The organism is Vibrio sp. MM46 (genome assembly GCF_027587135.1).
GTDB lineage: Bacteria > Pseudomonadota > Gammaproteobacteria > Enterobacterales > Vibrionaceae > Vibrio > Vibrio harveyi.
The window spans coordinates 26,090-43,697 of the sequence record NZ_JAPPTO010000021.1 but is presented as its reverse complement, the minus strand read 5'-3'; the positions used below and the strand labels follow the sequence as shown (position 1 = coordinate 43,697).

Here is a 17,608-nt window from a genome sequence, read left to right as displayed (position 1 = left end):
TTATTCCTTAACGTTCTTTTCCAATGAAGTGTGGCGAATTTGTACTTGGTGTCCTTTATCAGCAAAGAACTCACCGATTTTTTGAGTGAGATAAACCGAGCGGTGCTTGCCACCAGTACAACCAATCGCAACTGTAAGGTAGCTGCGGTTGTTTTTCTCTAGTAGAGGTAACCAAGTCTCAATGAAGCTCTCAATTTGGTATTTCAGGTCAAGTACAGACTGATGCTGCTCCAAAAAAGCACCGATTGGAGCGTCTAAACCAGTGAGAGGGCGCAGTGCTGGCTCCCAGTGTGGGTTTGGTAGGAAGCGTACATCGAACACGTAATCCGCGTCTGATGGTAAGCCGTACTTGAAACCAAATGATTCAAACACCATCACCAAGTCTTTGCGTTCCCTGCCTTCAACTCGCATGCGTACCGTTTCGCTAAGGTCATGAAGAGATTGACCACTACTGTTCAATACTAAGTCTGCATGGGCTTTTAGCGGCATTAGGATGTCATGCTCAAGTTCGATAGCTTGATCAAGAGAAAGCGACTGGCTGCCAAGTGACAGTGGGTGGATTCGACGAGTTTCGCTGTAGCGCTTGAGTAGGGTTTCTTTGTTGGCGTCTAAGAAAAGTACTGTCACATCCAGTTCAGCTTTTAGCTTTTCAAGTGTGGTGTTCAGTTCTTTGAGTTTCTTAGGGATATTGCGAATATCGATACTTACTGCCACGTTCTGTTTGCTATCGGAAACCGATTGAACAAACGCATCAAGCAAGTTAACTGGTAGGTTGTCTACACAATAGTAGCCCAAGTCCTCAAGCACACGTAAAGCAACACTCTTCCCGGCACCAGAGTGCCCACTAACAACGATTAATCGCATGGTGATCGTCCTGATTACTGATGAATCATAATGTCGTAGAGTTCTTCATCGCTCTGAGCGTTACGCAAGCTCTTAAGTACTTGCTTGTCGCTTAGGCGCTCTGCCATAGAGGATAATGTTTTGAGGTGCTCTTTGCACTGTTCTTCTGGAACAAGGAGAGCAAAAAGAAGGTCGACAGGTCGATTGTCGATAGCATCAAACTCAATCGCCTCGTCACATTGAAGTAACACCGCGATGGCTTTGTCGCTTGATTGCATTCTTGCGTGGGGGATAGCAATACCGTTACCGATACCAGTACTACCCATTTTTTCTCTGCTGAGCATACACTCAAACAGTTCCGTAGAATCTTGACCCGTGTTCTCAGCAACAATTTGACTGATCATCTCTAGGGCACGTTTCTTACTTGTACAATGGACTGCACTTTTGGTGCAGTCCAGTGACAGTATCTCGCTCAGTTGCATGATTAATGACTGTTTAGTTTTTCTTTGTGCTTGTTAAGTTGACGAACTAATTTATCCACCAGCGAGTCAATTGCTGCATACATATTTTCGTCGTTCGATGACGCGTGGATTTCGCCTTGATTTATGTGGAGTGTAGCTTCCGCTATTTGGTCGAGTTTTTCAACTTTTAGTACCACGTGAACTTGGTTAATGTGGTCGAAGAACCTTTCGAGCTTCTGAAACTTAGATTGAACATAGTCTTGCATTGAATCGGTAAGATCAACGTGATGGCCTTGAATATTGATTTGCATAGACTTTCCTTTTCAGTTGGTGCCTTAAAGTAGGCGTTTACGCTGACTTGAAGGGGCGATACCCAAGGATTCGCGATATTTCGCAATCGTTCGTCTTGCGACTTGAATCCCTTGGTCAGCCAGAAGAGCAGCAATCTTGCTATCACTTAAAGGTTTAGCGGTATTTTCCGCTGCGACCAGTTTCTTGATGAGAGCACGAATTGCTGTGGACGAACATTCTCCACCATTGTCTGTACTAACATGGCTAGAGAAGAAGTACTTCAATTCAAAAATGCCACGTGGTGTGTGCATGAACTTCTGCGTTGTCACACGAGAAATCGTTGATTCATGCATGTCCACTGCCAATGCTACATCGTTTAGTACCATTGGTTTCATGGCTTCTTCACCATACTCGAAGAAATCTTGTTGATGTTCAACAATACATCTTGCAACTTTGAGAAGCGTCTCGTTTCTGCTTTCTAGGCTCTTAATCAGCCATTTTGCCTCTTGCAAATTGCTGCGAATGTACTGGCTATCCGCACTGTTGCCTTTGCCTAGCTGCGCATATTGTTGATTTACTTTTAGTTTTGGAATGCTGTCAGGGTTAATGGATACGGTCCACTTACCATGATCTTTAAATACGGACACATCTGGAATGACGTATTCAGTGTCATCCGGTGTGATGCGACTGCCTGGGCGAGGATCAAGTTGTTGAATTAGCTTCAAGACTTCACGCAGGTCACCTTCTTTAAGCTTAGTCTCTTTGATGACTAGCTTGTAGTCGCGATTACCAAGGTGATCGATATGATCGCTCAATACCATTTTCGCTTCTGCTAGCCACGGCGTATCTTCTGGGAAGGTCGCTAATTGCAGCAGTAAACATTCTTGTAGGTTGCGGGATGCAACACCAAGCGGGTCAAATTGTTGAATACGCTTACGCACTGCTTCGATTTCATCTAACTCGACTTCCTCATTATTGAAGCTCTCATGGATTTCTTCAGGAGAAAGAGTGAGGTAGCCATAATCATCGACAGCATCGATGATCGCGAGTGCGATGGTGCGGTCTGTTTCACTGAAAGGCGTGAGATCTAATTGCCACATGAGGTAATCATGCAGTGATTCAGTGGTTTCACCTTGGTAGACCGGCATGTCGTCATCAAGCGCTAGACCTGTACTGCCAGTGTTAGCGCTGTAAACGTCATCCCAGGTGGTATCGATTTCTAGTTCAGAACTGATTTCAGATTTTTCAATTACGTCTGAACTGTCTGGAAGATCGGGTTCAGAGGTGTCGTTGGCACTGGCTTCAGCGGCTTCGGATGCTGACTTATCTTCACCATTTACTTGAGGTTCATCGTGACCTTCTTCAACTTCCAATAGCGGGTTGGAATCCAGCGCTTCTTGAATTTCTTGTTGAAGATCGAGCGTCGACAATTGCAACAAACGGATGGCTTGTTGCAGCTGCGGCGTCATGGCTAACTGTTGACCTAGCTTGAGTTGTAATGAAGGTTTCATTCAGTGTTACTTACCTTGTAATGCTCAGAATCTTACCGTTCCTAATGTAATCATAGACGGAATTGTTCGCCGAGATAAACTTGTTTCACCTGCTCGTTATTGAGAACTTCATCCGGAGTTCCCGATGCGATGAGATGTCCTTGGCTTACGATATAGGCTTTTTCACATACGTCCAAGGTTTCACGAACGTTGTGGTCAGTGATTAGTACACCAAGACCGCGATCGCGCAGGTGTTCGATGATTTTTTTGATGTCGTTAACCGAAATAGGGTCAACACCCGCAAATGGTTCATCCAGCAAAATGAACTGAGGGTTAGCAGCTAGTGCTCGCGCGATTTCTACACGGCGGCGCTCACCACCCGATAGTGCCATACCCGCACTGGTGCGTATGTGCTGTATGTGGAATTCTTCTAACAAATCTTCCAGCTTATCTTGACGCTCTTCTCGCGTTAACTCTTGACGAGTTTCCAGAACCGCCATGATGTTGTCTTCAACCGACAGCTTACGGAAGATGGAGGCTTCCTGTGGCAGGTAACCGATACCCATACGAGAGCGGCTATGCATCGGCAGAATACTGATGTCTTGGTTGTCGATTGTAATGGTGCCTTCGTCACGTGGTACCAAGCCAACGATCATATAAAACGATGTGGTTTTACCCGCACCGTTAGGACCCAATAGACCAACAATCTGACCAGACTCTACTTCAAGGCTTACATCAGTTACCACCTTGCGTTTTTTGTAGCTTTTAGCAAGGTTCTTTGCACTTAGTACTGCCATATTAGTTCTCGACTTGGTTCGGTTGCAGGATGGTTGTTACGCGCTCATCCTTCGAGCTGTCAGCGACTAGCTTCTGTTGACCAATTTGGTAACGAATTGACGAACCTTTGATGGTGTTTCCGTCTTGAGCCAGTTGCGCTTGACCTTTCATGGTCAATTCATCAGTAGAAATACGGTAGTCTAACTCAGTCGCCTGACCACTGAGCGTTTTGCCATCGTCCATTAACTGAGAAAAGGTAGCTGGTTTGCCAAATGCTTGGATCTGTTTGATAGACTCGGTTTTAGGATCGCGAGTCACCACGATTCTATCAGCATCGATATTGATGCTACCTTGCTTAAGCGATACATCCCCTTTGAAGATCACCTGATTACTCTTCATGTCCACTTGTTGAGTGTCTGAATTAATGTAAACCGGCTGTTGTGTATCCGACTTAAGTGCTAACGCTTGTGGCGCTGCTAAAACCAATGCCAATAGGCTAAGGTGTAACGGTTTCATATCGACCTTGAACTTCATCAGTTAGAGTCGCAGTGTGAGCCTTTAAGTTGCCCTGCATTGCGCCCCCAGTAGTTTCAAATTGCGGTCCAACCAACATCACTTGTTGATCGGCTTTAAAATCACGATTGGTTAGATTAATCACCAATTTGTCTGTCGCCATGGTATCGAAACTTGCACCAGGCAAAAGGTTTTGCATTAGCACGTTGTCGTACAGCGTCAGAATTTGGTCTTCATCTAAGACTGCTCTGGTTGCAGTCACCTTCCACTCAACCACACTACCTTCGCGGTACACCATGAGTGTTGGGCTCTTAAATATCGTGTCTCCACTTTTGGCATAATGATCCAAATTAGTGGAACGGATGATGTAACTGCGGACACCATCTTCACCATAAGTGATGTTTTCTAGTCCAGTACCACTGAACATAGGCAGTTCTAAATTTGGTGCTACTTGGATATTTTCATTGCTTTTTGGCGTCATGAGGTAATAACCGCACCACGCAACAACAAAAATCAAGAGCAAATAAATAAGGCGAGTAAAACTCATAAAATAAAGGCCTTTATCTTAGCTCAGTACTTCCCTGACCATTGCCTTAATCTGTTAAATCAATCGTTAAGTCTTTTTGGTGACGCAATATTACATCACGCCAGCCTTTAATAAATCATGCATATTCAGTGCGCCGACAATTTTATTGTCATCACACAAGATCAGAGCATTGATGTTTTTGTCTTGCATCAGGTTTAAGCCTTCTACTGCCAGCATCTCAGGATGGGCGGTAGTTGGATTTTTCGTCATCACATCACCAATGGCTGTGGTATGGATATCAATGCGTTTATCTAACGTACGACGTAAATCGCCATCAGTGAATATACCAAGCATAGCATCGTGCTCATCGACGATAGCGGTCATGCCTAAGCCTTTTTCCGAAATCTCAAGCAGTGCGTCACGAATTAAAGCATCTGGTGACACTTTTGGTAGCGAATTACCAAAGTGCATAATATCAGACAGCTTAAGCAGCAATTTTCTTCCCAGTGCGCCACCTGGATGTGATAACGCAAAATCTTCTGCAGAGAACCCTCGAGCTTGGAGAAGTGCAACTGCCAGTGCATCGCCCATAACCAACGTTGCCGTGGTGCTGCTGGTTGGAGCAAGACCAAGCGGACAAGCTTCTTTTGGTACAGTAATTTGCAAGTGGAGATCGGACAGTTTCGCCATGTTAGATTCCGGCTTACCTGTCATACTGATGATCTTAATGTTCAAGCGTTTCAAAACAGGGAACAGAGATAAAATCTCATGCGATTCACCTGAGTTTGAAATGGCGATAACAATGTCGCCAGCACTGATCATACCGAGATCACCGTGAGCCGCTTCACCTGGGTGAACGAAAAATGCAGAGGTACCTGTGCTTGCAAGCGTAGCGGCAATCTTGTTGCCAATGTGACCTGACTTGCCCATACCCATCACGACAACCTTGCCGTTGTTGGAAAGAATCAATTCGCAAGCTTGCTCAAACTGCGCATCAAAGTATTGGTCTAGCTGTTGTAGTGCTTTCACTTCGATATCGAGTACTTGTTTAGCAGCAGCGCGAAAATCAAATTGAGTGGACATATCAGTGCTCCAATTTGTCTTTACTTATTATGTTATTAAGCAGCCATGTTTGCGAATAGGTAAACTTGGTAAGCCAAGAAACACACAAACAAAATGCCACCTTCAATGCGGTTGATGCTACGAGATTTACCCAAGCACATCGCTACAAGTAGTAGAGATACACCCAGCATTACCCAGAAATCACGCCCCATTGCATATTCGCTTAGCATTGATGGATTAATAATGCCCGGTAGACCCATTACCGCAAGAATGTTGAATACGTTTGAGCCGATGATGTTACCAACTGCCATATCGTCTTCGCCCTTTAGAACACCAGCAAGAGAAGCTGCCAGTTCAGGAAGACTAGTACCAATGGCAATAATGGTTAAACCGATTACGAGGTCACTCATGCCAAAGTACTTCGCAATGATCACGGCGTTATCTACCAACATACTTGCTGCCAAAGGAAGCAGTATCAGACCGATCACTACCCACATCACTGCTTTTGAGTTGCTCACGCCTTCTGGTACTTCAGACTCTTGATCTTCAACAAACGCATCACCCGCTTTTTGTTCTTTACGGCTAATTTGCAACATTGCAAACAAGAAACCACCAAACAGAATGAACAGCAGCACGCCTTCGTAAAAACCTAAATGGCTATCCCATAGCAAAATACCCGCCAGTACGGTTACTGCTATCATCAAAGGCAGTTCACGGCGAATAACTGCAGAACTGATAGAAAGGGGCTTAATAAGCGCTGTAATACCTAGGATTAAAGCAATGTTGGCAATGTTGGAACCCAATACGTTACCAACGGCAGTATCGGTTTTTCCATCCCATGCTGCTGTCGCCGAAACCATCATTTCCGGCGCAGATGAACCCATTGCTAGGATTGTCATACCGATCACTAAAGGTGAAATACCGACGTTGCGGGCCAGAGCAGCAGAGCCAAAAACAAGTTTATCTGCACTCCAAACAAGTAAAACAAGACCGACGATAAGCAACGCAACGGCTTCGAGCATGATGATTCCTAAGTAATAAAATAAGTGAAATGAGTAACCGCTAATTTTGACCTTTTGCGGCCAAAAATGGAAGATAAACAACAAATAAATTAAAGGTTAGTAACGAAATTGTGTTTAATTGTTGCTCATTCACTTGTCTGTTGGAATACGGCTATTCTGGAATGGGATTTAAACACCTTCCTTGGGTTTCGTCATATTTTATGCTGAATTGCTTGAATTTCGTCGGCTTTATTTAATCGAACAGTGCTTTTAATTCAGGTTCATTGTGCTTATGATTGCAGCCTAATAAGTGTACCGAAGTCACTTTAGGATATTCTCGACGTAATATCTTGAAAACAATCGGGGTTGAGTTGGATTGCAACTCTGTGAGAACCGCTCACAACTAGTAGAAGAGATAGTATGTCGAACAACGATTTAGTTACCGTTAACAATCTCACTTTTTCACGTGGAGAGCGCAAGATCTTCGATGGCATTGATCTGCATGTGCCAAAAGGAAAAGTGACGGCCATTATGGGACCGTCGGGGATTGGTAAAACGACACTGCTGCGCCTTATTGGTGGGCAGATTTATCCCGAGCAAGGGGAGATCTGGTTTGATGGCGATAATATTCCATCCCTGTCTCGTAAAAAGCTTTATCAAGCACGCAAAAAAATGAGCATGTTGTTCCAGTCGGGAGCTTTGTTTACTGACTTGAATGTGTTCGACAATGTGGCGTTTCCTTTGCGTGAACACACGGAACTTTCCGAAGAATTAATTCGTACCATGGTGCTTCTAAAGCTTGAAGCGGTCGGATTACGAGGTGCGGCAGAATTGATGCCAAGTGAGCTTTCCGGCGGCATGGCTCGACGAGCTGCACTAGCTCGTGCCATAGCCTTAGACCCAGATCTCATCATGTACGATGAACCTTTTGTTGGGCAGGACCCAATCACTATGGGCGTTTTGGTTGAGCTAATTAGCAACTTGAATCGCGCATTGGGGCTGACTTCAATCGTCGTCTCTCATGATGTGCCTGAAGTGATGAGTATCGCGGATTGGGTCTACTTGATGGCTGATGGCAAAATCATTGCTTTTGGTACGCCACAAGAGTTGATCGATAATCCCGACCCACGTGTGAAGCAATTCTTACAAGGGGAAGCCGATGGTCCCGTGCCGTTTCGCTTTCCTGCTCAAAGTATCGAAAAGGACTTATTTGATGGTCGATAGCTTTATTCAATTTGTCGCTTCATTAGGTAAACGAACATTAGCCATCTGTGAAGCCTTTGGTCGTGCGACCTTGATGCTTGTTGGCGCATTAGTGACTCGACCTCAGCCAATCAAGAATTTTCCTCTGTTGATTAAACAGCTTTATTCCGTAGGTGTGCAATCGCTGGCGATCATTGTCGTTTCTGGCTTGTTCATCGGCATGGTGCTTAGCTTGCAAGGTTATGTTGTGCTGGTGGATTACGGAGCAGAAGGCAGCCTGGGTCAAATGGTCGCTCTTTCGCTACTACGTGAGTTAGGACCAGTAGTAACTGCGTTATTGTTTGCTGGTCGTGCTGGCTCAGCACTGACTGCAGAAATTGGGTTGATGAAGGCAACGGAGCAGCTTTCAAGCATGGAAATGATGGCTGTGGATCCACTAAAACGTGTCATCGCACCACGTTTTTGGGCTGGGGCTATCTCAATGCCATTATTAGCTATGATCTTTATGGCAGTTGGTATCTGGGGCGCTCAGCTTGTTGGTGTTGATTGGAAAGGCGTAGACCACGGCAGCTTCTGGGCTGCGATGCAATCTTCAGTGGAATTAGGTCAAGACATCGGTAACAGCATGATCAAATGTATTGTGTTCGCGATTACCGTTACTTGGATCGCTCTATTTAATGGCTATGACGCTATTCCAACTTCGGAAGGGATCAGCCGAGCAACGACGCGCACTGTTGTGCATTCTTCTTTAGCAGTACTGGGACTAGACTTTGTACTGACCGCATTGATGTTTGGGAATTAATCATGCAACAAACACGTAAAACAGAATTATGGGTTGGCAGCTTTGTATTAGCAGGAATTTGCGCGATTCTTGTGATGATTTTTCAGGTTGCTGACGTAAAAAGCATTGGCTCTGGCAATACTTACACCCTGAAAGCCGAGTTCGATAATATTGGTAGCTTGAAAGTACGTTCTCCTGTGAAAGTAGGTGGCGTTGTTATCGGTCGTGTAAGTAACATTACACTTAACCCTGATAGCCTATTACCTGTAGTGAGCTTGTCGATTAACAGCCAATATAACCAATTCCCAGAAACTTCTAGCGTGCAAATTTTGACATCTGGATTGATTGGTGAGCAGTACATTGGCTTGGTACCGGGCTTTGTTTTTGATGATGAAGAAATGCTTGTTGATGGTGACACCATCGAAGACACCAAATCTGCATTGGTACTAGAAGACCTGATCGGTCAGGTTCTATACAGCATTGGTGGCTCAGGCGATTCTGGTGACACGAGTAAGGAATAATCCATGTTTTCTAGACTATTACTTTCTTTCTTAGCAGCATTTACTGCATTTGGAGCCGTTGCTGCTGAAGTAGATAAAACTCAGCCATACCAAATGATGAAGCAGGTTGCAGAAGTGACGTTTGAGCGTCTCAAAGCGGAGCAACCGCAAATCAAAAAAGATCCAAACTTGCTAAAAATCATCGTTGAAGAAGAGCTTATGCCTTATGTCAACGATCGCTATGCGGCATTGAAACTGCTTGGTCCAAACCTAAAAGGGGCGAAGCGTGAAGATGTGGGTGAATTCATCACAGCATTTCGTGCTTACTTGGTGACGTCATACGCGCAAGTATTAACGCAATATACGGATCAACAAATTGAGTTTGGTCCGGAGCCAAAACTGGATCCTTCTAAGCGCATTACTAGCGTCAAGGTTGAAATCATCGACGCACCGCGTCCAAATATCAAACTTGAATTTAAACTGCGCAAAGATAAGAAGACCGGTGAGTGGTTAGCATTCGATATGGTGGCTGAGGGTATTAGCCTACTATCAAGCAAACAATCGGAGTGGAATACACAAATTCGCCAAGAAGGTATTCTTGCGGTCGCTAAAGATTTAGAGAAACTGGCTGCACAGCCAATTCGCTTCGAGGCAGCAAAGTAATGGCACAGTCTCATTCTCAGTGGCATTTACAGGCAGACATTCTTAAGCTTACAGGGGCGCTGGATCGCGATTCGGTGCCGTTTTTGTGGGCGGTGGCACAGCAATGGCGACCTTCTCAAACCGAGCTAGAATGCTCACTCCAAGAGATTGAACGCATCGACTCTGCGGGAATGGTGATGTTAATCCACTTATTAGAGCATGCAAAAAAGCAAAACTGTCATATAATGCTCAGTTTCGTGCCAGCGCAATTGCGCACTTTGTTTCAATTGAGCAACGTTGAATCTTTAGTGGCCAAACATATACAGAATTATCAGGGGTAAATTGTGGATAGCGCAAAAGTACAACAGTTACTAGAAGAAGCACTAAACCTTCAAGAAGTGCATGTAAAAGGTGAAGGGAGCCACTATGAAGTGGTTGCTGTTGATGCTTGTTTCGATGGAATGAGCCGCGTTAAGAAGCAGCAGTTAATTTACGGTCCTCTGATGGATTACATCCAGCGTAACGACATTCACGCGCTATCAATCAAAGCGTTCACTCCAGAAGAGTGGGCTCGTGATAAGAAGCTAATGTCGCTTTAAGGTTTATTGATGGAAAAGTTTCGAGTTATTGGGTCAGATAAACCACTGGTTGGTGAAGTGACCATTTCAGGTGCAAAAAACGCAGCACTGCCGATTTTATTTGCGTCTATCTTGGCGGAAGAGCCAGTAGAAGTGGCAAACGTGCCACACCTTCGTGATATCGACACAACTATGGAACTACTAAAGCGTCTAGGCGCAAAAGTAAGTCGTAATGGTTCCGTTCATGTCGATCCAAGCAGCATTAATGAATACTGCGCTCCTTATGATTTAGTAAAAACCATGCGTGCTTCTATTTGGGCGCTTGGTCCTCTTGTCGCGCGCTTTGGTCAAGGTCAGGTGTCTCTACCTGGCGGTTGTGCTATCGGTGCTCGTCCTGTTGATCTACACATTACTGGTCTAGAACAGCTTGGCGCGACCATCACTCTTGAAGATGGTTACGTTAAAGCAGAAGTCGATGGTCGCCTTAAAGGCGCGCACATCGTGATGGACAAAGTGAGTGTTGGTGCAACCATCACTATCATGTGTGCAGCAGCACTTGCTGAAGGTACGACAACACTAGACAACGCGGCGCGTGAACCTGAAATTGTTGATACGGCTGACTTCCTAAACAAACTTGGCGCGAAAATCTCTGGAGCAGGTACTGACACCATCACTATTGAAGGTGTTGAGCGCTTAGGTGGCGGCAAACATAGCGTTGTGGCTGACCGTATCGAAACAGGTACATTCCTAGTTGCAGCTGCCGTGTCTGGCGGTAAAGTGGTATGTCGCAACACCAATGGTCACCTGTTAGAAGCGGTACTGGCTAAGCTAGAAGAAGCGGGCGCGTTGGTAGAAACTGGTGAAGATTGGATCTCTGTTGATATGACAGATCGCGAGCTGAAAGCTGTGAGCATTCGTACTGCACCACATCCAGGTTTTCCAACGGACATGCAAGCACAATTTACGCTGTTAAACATGATGGCGAAAGGTGGCGGCGTGATCACTGAAACTATCTTTGAAAACCGTTTCATGCACGTGCCTGAATTGATGCGCATGGGCGCGAAAGCGGAAATCGAAGGTAACACAGTAATTTGCGGTGATGTAGATTCTTTAAGTGGTGCACAAGTGATGGCAACTGACTTACGAGCTTCGGCAAGTTTGGTGATTGCTGGTTGTATCGCGAAAGGCGAAACCATCGTTGACCGTATCTACCACATCGACCGTGGTTACGACAAAATCGAAAATAAACTGTCTGCACTTGGCGCAAATATTGAGCGCGTAAGTGAGGCGGGTTAAACTGCATCGCAGTTGACCTAGATATGAAGAGAGCCGAAACGTAGGTTTCGGCTTTTTTATATCGCGTTTTCTTTCATAGTTCATGACTATGTTCAAAGAGACAATAATAGCTGTAGCTGGCGCAAAGCCGGTTCTTGGAGAACAACAATGATTGCACTGTTACGTGTATTTGCTGTCGCAATTTTCGCAATTGTGATGTTTATTGGTGGTTGTGGTTACTGCCTACTTAGCCCTAGAAACCCTAAGCACGTTTTCACGTTCGGTCGTCTATTCGGCAAAATGTCACGTGTATTTGGTATCAAGCTAGAATTGCGTATTCCGGAAGATGCATATTCTCGCGGTCAGCATGTTTACATTGCTAACCACCAGAACAACTGGGACCTTTTCACTGTATCTTCAGCTGTTACACCTAAGGTAGTAACGGTAGGTAAGAAGAGTCTTGCGTGGATGCCTCTGTTTGGTCAGCTTTACTGGCTAACAGGTAACATCTTGATTGATCGTGCAAACCGCTCTAAAGCAAAAGGTACTATCGACCAAGTTGTAGACAGCATCAAAAACAGTGACGTTTCAGTGTGGATGTTCCCTGAAGGTACACGTTCACGTGGTCGTGGTTTACTGCCATTTAAAACTGGTGCATTCCATGCAGCTATCGGTGCAGAAGTGCCAATCATTCCAATCGTGTGCAGCTCTACAGGTCACATTAAACTGAACCGTTGGAACAATGGTCATGTGATCATTGAAATGTTACCTCCAGTAAGCACGGAAGGTTACGGCAAAGAGGGCGTACGTGAGTTAGCTAATGTTTGTCGTGAAGAGATGAAAGCGAAACTGGAAGCCTTGGATGAAGAAGTGAAACAGCGCAACGCAGCTTGAGTTTTACGGCGATATCATCGCAAAAAGACAATAAAAAACGGGTAGCTTGAGCTACCCGTTTTTTATGTTTGTCAGCAAGGGCAATTATTTGCGAACTGCGATTGCTTCAATCTCGATACCGACATCTTTAGGCAGGCGAGCTACTTCTACACAAGAACGTGCAGGGTAGTTTGCTACTTCGTGCTCATCGAAAAACTTGCCGTAAACTTCGTTCACAGTACCGAAGTCGTTTAGGTCTTTCACGAATACTGTCATTTTAACGATATCAGTAACCTTAAGACCTGATGCTTCCACAACTGCTTTTACGTTCTCTAGAGATTGACGAGCTTGCTCTGCGATGTCTGCAGACACTTCACCTGTCGCTGGGTTTACTGGGATTTGGCCAGAAGTTAGAACCATGTTGCCTAGATCTACGCCTTGAACGTAAGGACCGATTGCTGCTGGTGCAGACTCAGTGTGAAGTACTTTCGTCATTTGAATTGTTCCATCTGTTTAGGGGAATAAAGAGTTTACTCAAACATCTTGAGTGTTCTTAAGAATAAGCAGTGTGCCTTTAAACATGAAGCACGTAAAGTGCAAAATACCCCGCATTGGCGGGGTATCAGTCAATTTATCGTTAGCAAGAATCGGAGCAGAAAATTAACGCTCAGTTACGATCTCACGTGCGAAAACTTTCTCACAGTATTTACACTTCAGACGGATTTCTTCCTTCTTCTCGAACACCTGGAAGCTGCTCGCAACCGGTTCGTTGTGTGTAATACAGTTGCTGTTCGGACACTCAAACACGTTGTTGATTCGCTCAGGGAGTTCTAGCGCTAGCTTCTTCACTACTTCGTAGTTTTCGATTTGGTTAACGGTCGCGTGTGGTGCGTACAGTGCTAGTTTACTTGCCTGCTCTTCGTTGATGAACACGTTTTCAATCTTGAGTAGGTCTTTATGACCGAGTGCAGATGAAGGCAGATTCAGACCGATGGTGACACGTTGAGAAGAGTTGTGCATATCGAACAGCTTCAACACTTTGATACCAATTTGTGCTGGGATGTGGTCGATTACTGTGCCGTTTTTGATTGCTTCAACCTGCAATTGAGTTTCTTTAGCCATGTCTTTTTCTCCCTCGATTACAGTGTTTCGTTAAGAACCAGTGCCAACAACGCTTGGCGCGCGTAAACGCCGTTTTCTGCTTGTTGGAAGTAGTAAGCGTGTGGTGTGACGTCGACGTCTGTGGTGATTTCATCCACGCGTGGCAGTGGGTGCAGTACTTTCAAGTTTTCACGTGCACCTTCTAGTAGTGCCGCCGTTAGGATGTAAGCTGATTTGATGTGCGCGTATTCGGATTCATCAAAGCGCTCTTTTTGTACGCGAGTCATGTACAGAATGTCGAGCTCAGGAATCACGCTTTCCATGTCTGTGTGTAGGCTGTATTGAATGCCTGCTTCATCTAGCTCTTCACAGATGTAATCTGGCATTGCGAGTGCTTCTGGTGCAACAAAGAAGAAGCGAATGTTATTGAACTTTGCCAATGCTTGAGTCAACGAGTGCACGGTGCGACCGTATTTTAGGTCACCAACAAACGCAACGTTTAGGTTGTCTAGACGACCTTGCGTTTCCGCGATGGTGTATAGGTCGAGTAGCGTTTGCGTTGGGTGTTGGTTTGCGCCGTCACCTGCATTGATAACTGGTACGCCTTTAGAGAACTCAGACGCTAAGCGCGCTGCGCCTTCTTGAGGGTGGCGCATCACGAATGCATCGACGTAAGAAGAGATAACTTGAACTGAGTCAGATAGCGTCTCGCCTTTTTTCGCCAGAGAGGTGTTACCACCGTTATCAAAACCAATAACATCGCCACCGATACGTTGAATTGCTGTCTCGAATGACAGGCGAGTACGTGTGGATGGCTCAAAGAAACAGCTCGCTACAACCTTGTTTTTAATCAGTTCTGGACGAGGTTCTTTTTTTAGCTGACCTGCAGTTTCTACAATCAGTTCCAGTTCTTCACGTGAAAGCTCTGGAATAGAGATGATGTGCTTCTGGTAAAGCGAGTTCGCCATGATCTTCTTCCCTATAACAGTGGTGACTATCCCCAAAATTACCCTGATGGAATTTCGGACATAAAAAAACCTCCCCAATTGGGGAGGTTTTAAAATTCAATAGAATTAACGAAAATAACAGCACGTAAGCGTAGTCGCTTAGCTAGAGCAAATCGCGTTTTTACGTCAGCAATCGGCGTGGTCATTTCGTAATCCTCAGACAAATTGCCGAGCATTATACGCTTAACTTTCGTGAGCGCAAGCGATTACATCATGGTTTTTGTTACCATTTTTAATGCTTTGGTTTAGCTGCCTAAGGTTGCCACCATCACGGCTTTAATCGTGTGCATGCGGTTTTCGGCTTCGTCGAATACGATAGAGTATTCAGATTCAAACACCTCTTCGGTTACTTCAAGCCCTTTCATACCGTATTTCTCCGCGACCTCTTTACCCACAGTCGTTTCATCGTTGTGGAAAGCTGGCAGGCAGTGCATGAACTTCACATGAGGGTTACCCGTTTGCTTAATCACATCCATATTGATTTGGTAAGGTGTCATCAGCGCAACACGCTCATCCCAAGCTTCAGCCGACTCACCCATCGACACCCAAACGTCGGTATATAAGAAGTCACAGCCTTTAACGCCTTCTTCAACGTTCTCAGTCAGCGTGATTTTAGCGCCGGTTTGTTGGGCAATTTCTTGGCAAGTTGCCACTAATGCTTCTTCTGGCCAGAACGCTTTTGGCGCTACAAGGCGGATGTCCATGCCCATTTTTGCTGCGCCAACCATGAGTGAATTACCCATGTTATTGCGAGCATCACCAAGGTAAGCAAACGTCATCTCATGCAGTTGTTTCCCACGTCCGTGCTCTTGCATGGTCAGGAAGTCTGCAAGGATTTGGGTTGGGTGGAACTCATCCGTTAAACCATTCCAGACAGGTACACCAGCATAAGTACCAAGCTCTTCAACAATGGATTGACCAAAGCCACGGTATTCAATCCCGTCGTACATACGACCAAGAACACGAGCGGTATCTTTCATTGATTCTTTATGACCGATCTGTGAGCCAGAAGGACCGATGTAAGAGACTTGAGCGCCTTGGTCAAAGGCCGCGACTTCAAACGCACATCGGGTACGAGTAGAAGATTTCTCAAAGATTAGTGCGATGTTTTTACCTTGAAGTTTCTTCTGCTCTGTTCCTGCATATTTAGCTTTTTTCAGCTCTGCAGACAGTTCGAGCAAAAACTGGATCTCTTTAGTTGAGAAGTCCAATAGCTTCAAAAAGTTGCGATTACGTAGATTGAAAGCCATAGCTCGTCCCTTAGGTCGTTTGGTTGATAAAGAATAAAAGCATTAAAACATATAAATGCTTTTATTGTGAATAATTATTTTAATTAAAAACAAAAAAAGGTTGATGCATTCACATCAACCTTAGTCTCAATTGACTTTATTTGGTGGGAGAGGTTTCTCAAATATCGTCACGTTCGATTGGGCAGCTCATACAACGTGCACCACCACGACCGCGACCAAGCTCGTTACCCGGAATAGTCAGGACTTCAATACCAGCTTTGTCGTACTTCTCGTTAGTGTAGACGTTACGTTCGTAACCAATCACAACACCAGGTTTCACCGTCAGTACGTTGTTGGCATCGTTCCATTGCTCTCGTTCAGCTTCGTAGCTGTCACCACCCGTTGTGATGATCTTCAATTGATCTAAACCAAGTGCCGATTCGATGGCATGCAGATAGTTGTGTGATGCTTCGACATGCATTTCACCGTTGCCTTTAGGTGTTAGGCGCCAAGTATCTAAATCTTTACGCATGATTTCTGGGTATACCGAGAAAGTATCCACATCCATATGCGTCATGACCGTATCAAGGTGCATACACGAGCGGTGTTTTGGTAGGTCGATAGCAATCACTTCTTTCGCCTGACCAGATTTAAACAGGCTTGCCGCTAAGTTTTCTACACCTTGTGGGGTTGTGCGCTCAGACATACCAATCAGAACCGCACCTTTACCGATAACCAGTACATCACCACCTTCAACGTTGGCATTGTCGTAGTGCTGGTCTTCATCACCAAAGTAGTTAATGAAGTCTTGACCAGCGAAGGTTGGGTGCCAGCGATAAATCGCACGCAGATGGTTGGTTTCGCGTTGACGTGCAGGCATCATCATTGGGTTAAGAGAAACGCCGCCGTATACCCAGCATGACGTGTCACGGGTAAAGAGGTGGTTCGGCAGAGGTTCGATCACGAAGTCCAGTGGGCGCTTCATCTTCGGCAACATTGATGAAGATTTGATTGGCAGTTCCGAGTAAGCCAAGCCGCCAAGGAGAATGCTTGCTAGATGCTCATCGTCCATCTCTGCGAAGTACTGGCGTAAGTCACGAGCGAAAGTCGGACCGTAACGGAAGTCAGAGATCTGAGTATTCAACAACCATTGTTTTGCTTCTGGAACCGCAAGGGTTTCAACCAGTAGATCATGAAGTAGTAGTACTTCGACATCTTGTTCACGCAGTGTGCGCGCAAACGCGTCGTGTTCTTCACCTGCCGCTTCTACCGCTAATACGTCATCAAACAGTAGCTCATGGCAGTTCGATGGCGTTAGGTGGGTGAGGGCGCGCTCTGGGCGGTTTAATAGAACTCGTCTTAGTTGACCAACTTCTGATCCAACGTACAGCTTACTCATTTTGCATCCTTACAAATATTCCAGCCGTTAGTTATGACAAGCTTGGTGCAAAGATG

The 17,608-nt window shown here is 45.3% G+C and carries 23 protein-coding genes; 8 read left to right on the top strand and 15 right to left on the bottom strand.

What is annotated here, in order from left to right; translation table 11 throughout:
• From rapZ to OH459_RS20720, 9 genes are all read right to left on the bottom strand, one after another.
• Positions 1–864 (bottom strand): RNase adapter RapZ, encoded by an 864-nt coding sequence (rapZ, locus tag OH459_RS20760; protein WP_005444380.1) that lies wholly within the window; start codon positions 862–864, stop codon positions 1–3.
• A gap of 14 nt (positions 865–878) precedes the next feature.
• On the bottom strand, positions 879–1,325 hold the full coding sequence (ptsN, locus tag OH459_RS20755; RefSeq protein WP_005444382.1) for a PTS IIA-like nitrogen regulatory protein PtsN: 447 nt from the start codon (positions 1,323–1,325) through the stop codon (positions 879–881).
• A 2-nt stretch (positions 1,326–1,327) separates the two neighbouring features.
• Positions 1,328–1,615 carry a ribosome hibernation promoting factor gene (hpf, locus tag OH459_RS20750; protein ID WP_005444384.1) on the bottom strand — a complete coding sequence of 96 codons (288 nt, stop codon included), beginning with the start codon at positions 1,613–1,615 and terminating at the stop codon, positions 1,328–1,330.
• A 24-nt stretch (positions 1,616–1,639) separates the two neighbouring features.
• The gene (locus tag OH459_RS20745; RefSeq protein WP_269988476.1) at positions 1,640–3,106 is read right to left on the bottom strand and encodes an RNA polymerase factor sigma-54; all 1,467 of its coding nucleotides are present in this window, start codon (positions 3,104–3,106) and stop codon (positions 1,640–1,642) included.
• Positions 3,107–3,156: 50 nt separating this feature from the next.
• Positions 3,157–3,882, bottom strand: a complete 726-nt coding sequence (gene lptB, locus OH459_RS20740; RefSeq protein WP_005444387.1) for an LPS export ABC transporter ATP-binding protein — start codon at positions 3,880–3,882, stop codon at positions 3,157–3,159.
• A 1-nt stretch (position 3,883) separates the two neighbouring features.
• On the bottom strand, positions 3,884–4,378 hold the full coding sequence (gene lptA, locus OH459_RS20735; RefSeq protein WP_005444389.1) for a lipopolysaccharide transport periplasmic protein LptA: 495 nt from the start codon (positions 4,376–4,378) through the stop codon (positions 3,884–3,886).
• Complete coding sequence (gene lptC, locus OH459_RS20730) at positions 4,359–4,922, bottom strand: LPS export ABC transporter periplasmic protein LptC (RefSeq protein WP_005444391.1); 564 nt, start codon at positions 4,920–4,922, stop codon at positions 4,359–4,361. Before lptC ends, lptA begins: the two co-directional genes overlap by 20 nt.
• A gap of 90 nt (positions 4,923–5,012) precedes the next feature.
• Positions 5,013–5,984 carry an arabinose-5-phosphate isomerase KdsD gene (kdsD, locus tag OH459_RS20725; RefSeq protein WP_009698804.1) on the bottom strand — a complete coding sequence of 324 codons (972 nt, stop codon included), beginning with the start codon at positions 5,982–5,984 and terminating at the stop codon, positions 5,013–5,015.
• A 35-nt stretch (positions 5,985–6,019) separates the two neighbouring features.
• Positions 6,020–6,985, bottom strand: a complete 966-nt coding sequence (locus tag OH459_RS20720; protein WP_005444395.1) for a calcium/sodium antiporter — start codon at positions 6,983–6,985, stop codon at positions 6,020–6,022.
• A gap of 399 nt (positions 6,986–7,384) precedes the next feature.
• Between OH459_RS20720 and mlaF the strand changes: the two genes are divergently transcribed.
• The 8 genes from mlaF (at position 7,385) to OH459_RS20680 (ending at position 12,837) form a co-directional block, all read left to right on the top strand.
• Complete coding sequence (gene mlaF, locus OH459_RS20715) at positions 7,385–8,188, top strand: phospholipid ABC transporter ATP-binding protein MlaF (RefSeq protein WP_005444397.1); 804 nt, start codon at positions 7,385–7,387, stop codon at positions 8,186–8,188.
• Positions 8,178–8,969 carry a lipid asymmetry maintenance ABC transporter permease subunit MlaE gene (gene mlaE / locus OH459_RS20710; protein WP_005444399.1) on the top strand — a complete coding sequence of 264 codons (792 nt, stop codon included), beginning with the start codon at positions 8,178–8,180 and terminating at the stop codon, positions 8,967–8,969. The genes mlaF and mlaE overlap by 11 nt, the downstream gene beginning before the upstream one ends.
• A 2-nt stretch (positions 8,970–8,971) precedes the next feature.
• A complete protein-coding gene (gene mlaD, locus OH459_RS20705; RefSeq protein ID WP_005436386.1) occupies positions 8,972–9,469 on the top strand; it encodes an outer membrane lipid asymmetry maintenance protein MlaD in 498 nt (165 codons plus the stop codon).
• A 3-nt stretch (positions 9,470–9,472) separates the two neighbouring features.
• The gene (locus tag OH459_RS20700) at positions 9,473–10,111 is read left to right on the top strand and encodes an MlaC/ttg2D family ABC transporter substrate-binding protein (RefSeq protein WP_269988469.1); all 639 of its coding nucleotides are present in this window, start codon (positions 9,473–9,475) and stop codon (positions 10,109–10,111) included.
• The gene (locus OH459_RS20695; RefSeq protein ID WP_029789667.1) at positions 10,111–10,431 is read left to right on the top strand and encodes an STAS domain-containing protein; all 321 of its coding nucleotides are present in this window, start codon (positions 10,111–10,113) and stop codon (positions 10,429–10,431) included. The genes OH459_RS20700 and OH459_RS20695 overlap by 1 nt, the downstream gene beginning before the upstream one ends.
• Before the next feature lie 3 nt (positions 10,432–10,434).
• Complete coding sequence (ibaG, locus tag OH459_RS20690; protein WP_005432865.1) at positions 10,435–10,689, top strand: BolA family iron metabolism protein IbaG; 255 nt, start codon at positions 10,435–10,437, stop codon at positions 10,687–10,689.
• A 9-nt stretch (positions 10,690–10,698) separates the two neighbouring features.
• On the top strand, positions 10,699–11,964 hold the full coding sequence (gene murA / locus OH459_RS20685) for a UDP-N-acetylglucosamine 1-carboxyvinyltransferase (protein WP_005444406.1): 1,266 nt from the start codon (positions 10,699–10,701) through the stop codon (positions 11,962–11,964).
• 147 nt (positions 11,965–12,111) lie between these two features.
• Positions 12,112–12,837, top strand: a complete 726-nt coding sequence (locus OH459_RS20680; RefSeq protein ID WP_005444408.1) for a 1-acylglycerol-3-phosphate O-acyltransferase — start codon at positions 12,112–12,114, stop codon at positions 12,835–12,837.
• 84 nt (positions 12,838–12,921) lie between these two features.
• On the opposite strand, the gene OH459_RS20675 is transcribed toward OH459_RS20680, so the two are convergent.
• The 6 genes from OH459_RS20675 to arcA form a co-directional block, all read right to left on the bottom strand.
• Positions 12,922–13,311, bottom strand: a complete 390-nt coding sequence (locus OH459_RS20675; protein ID WP_005432832.1) for a RidA family protein — start codon at positions 13,309–13,311, stop codon at positions 12,922–12,924.
• Between the two features lie 165 nt (positions 13,312–13,476).
• On the bottom strand, positions 13,477–13,938 hold the full coding sequence (pyrI, locus tag OH459_RS20670) for an aspartate carbamoyltransferase regulatory subunit (RefSeq protein WP_005448817.1): 462 nt from the start codon (positions 13,936–13,938) through the stop codon (positions 13,477–13,479).
• 17 nt (positions 13,939–13,955) lie between these two features.
• Entirely contained in the window at positions 13,956–14,885 is a 930-nt protein-coding gene (pyrB, locus tag OH459_RS20665) for an aspartate carbamoyltransferase (protein ID WP_269988462.1), read from the bottom strand.
• A gap of 89 nt (positions 14,886–14,974) precedes the next feature.
• Positions 14,975–15,100 carry a hypothetical protein gene (locus OH459_RS28280; RefSeq protein WP_005432831.1) on the bottom strand — a complete coding sequence of 42 codons (126 nt, stop codon included), beginning with the start codon at positions 15,098–15,100 and terminating at the stop codon, positions 14,975–14,977.
• 69 nt (positions 15,101–15,169) lie between these two features.
• Positions 15,170–16,174, bottom strand: a complete 1,005-nt coding sequence (locus tag OH459_RS20660) for an ornithine carbamoyltransferase (RefSeq protein WP_005432863.1) — start codon at positions 16,172–16,174, stop codon at positions 15,170–15,172.
• Positions 16,175–16,331: 157 nt separating this feature from the next.
• The gene (gene arcA, locus OH459_RS20655) at positions 16,332–17,552 is read right to left on the bottom strand and encodes an arginine deiminase (protein WP_005432859.1); all 1,221 of its coding nucleotides are present in this window, start codon (positions 17,550–17,552) and stop codon (positions 16,332–16,334) included.
• Positions 17,553–17,608: the final 56 nt, after the last annotated feature.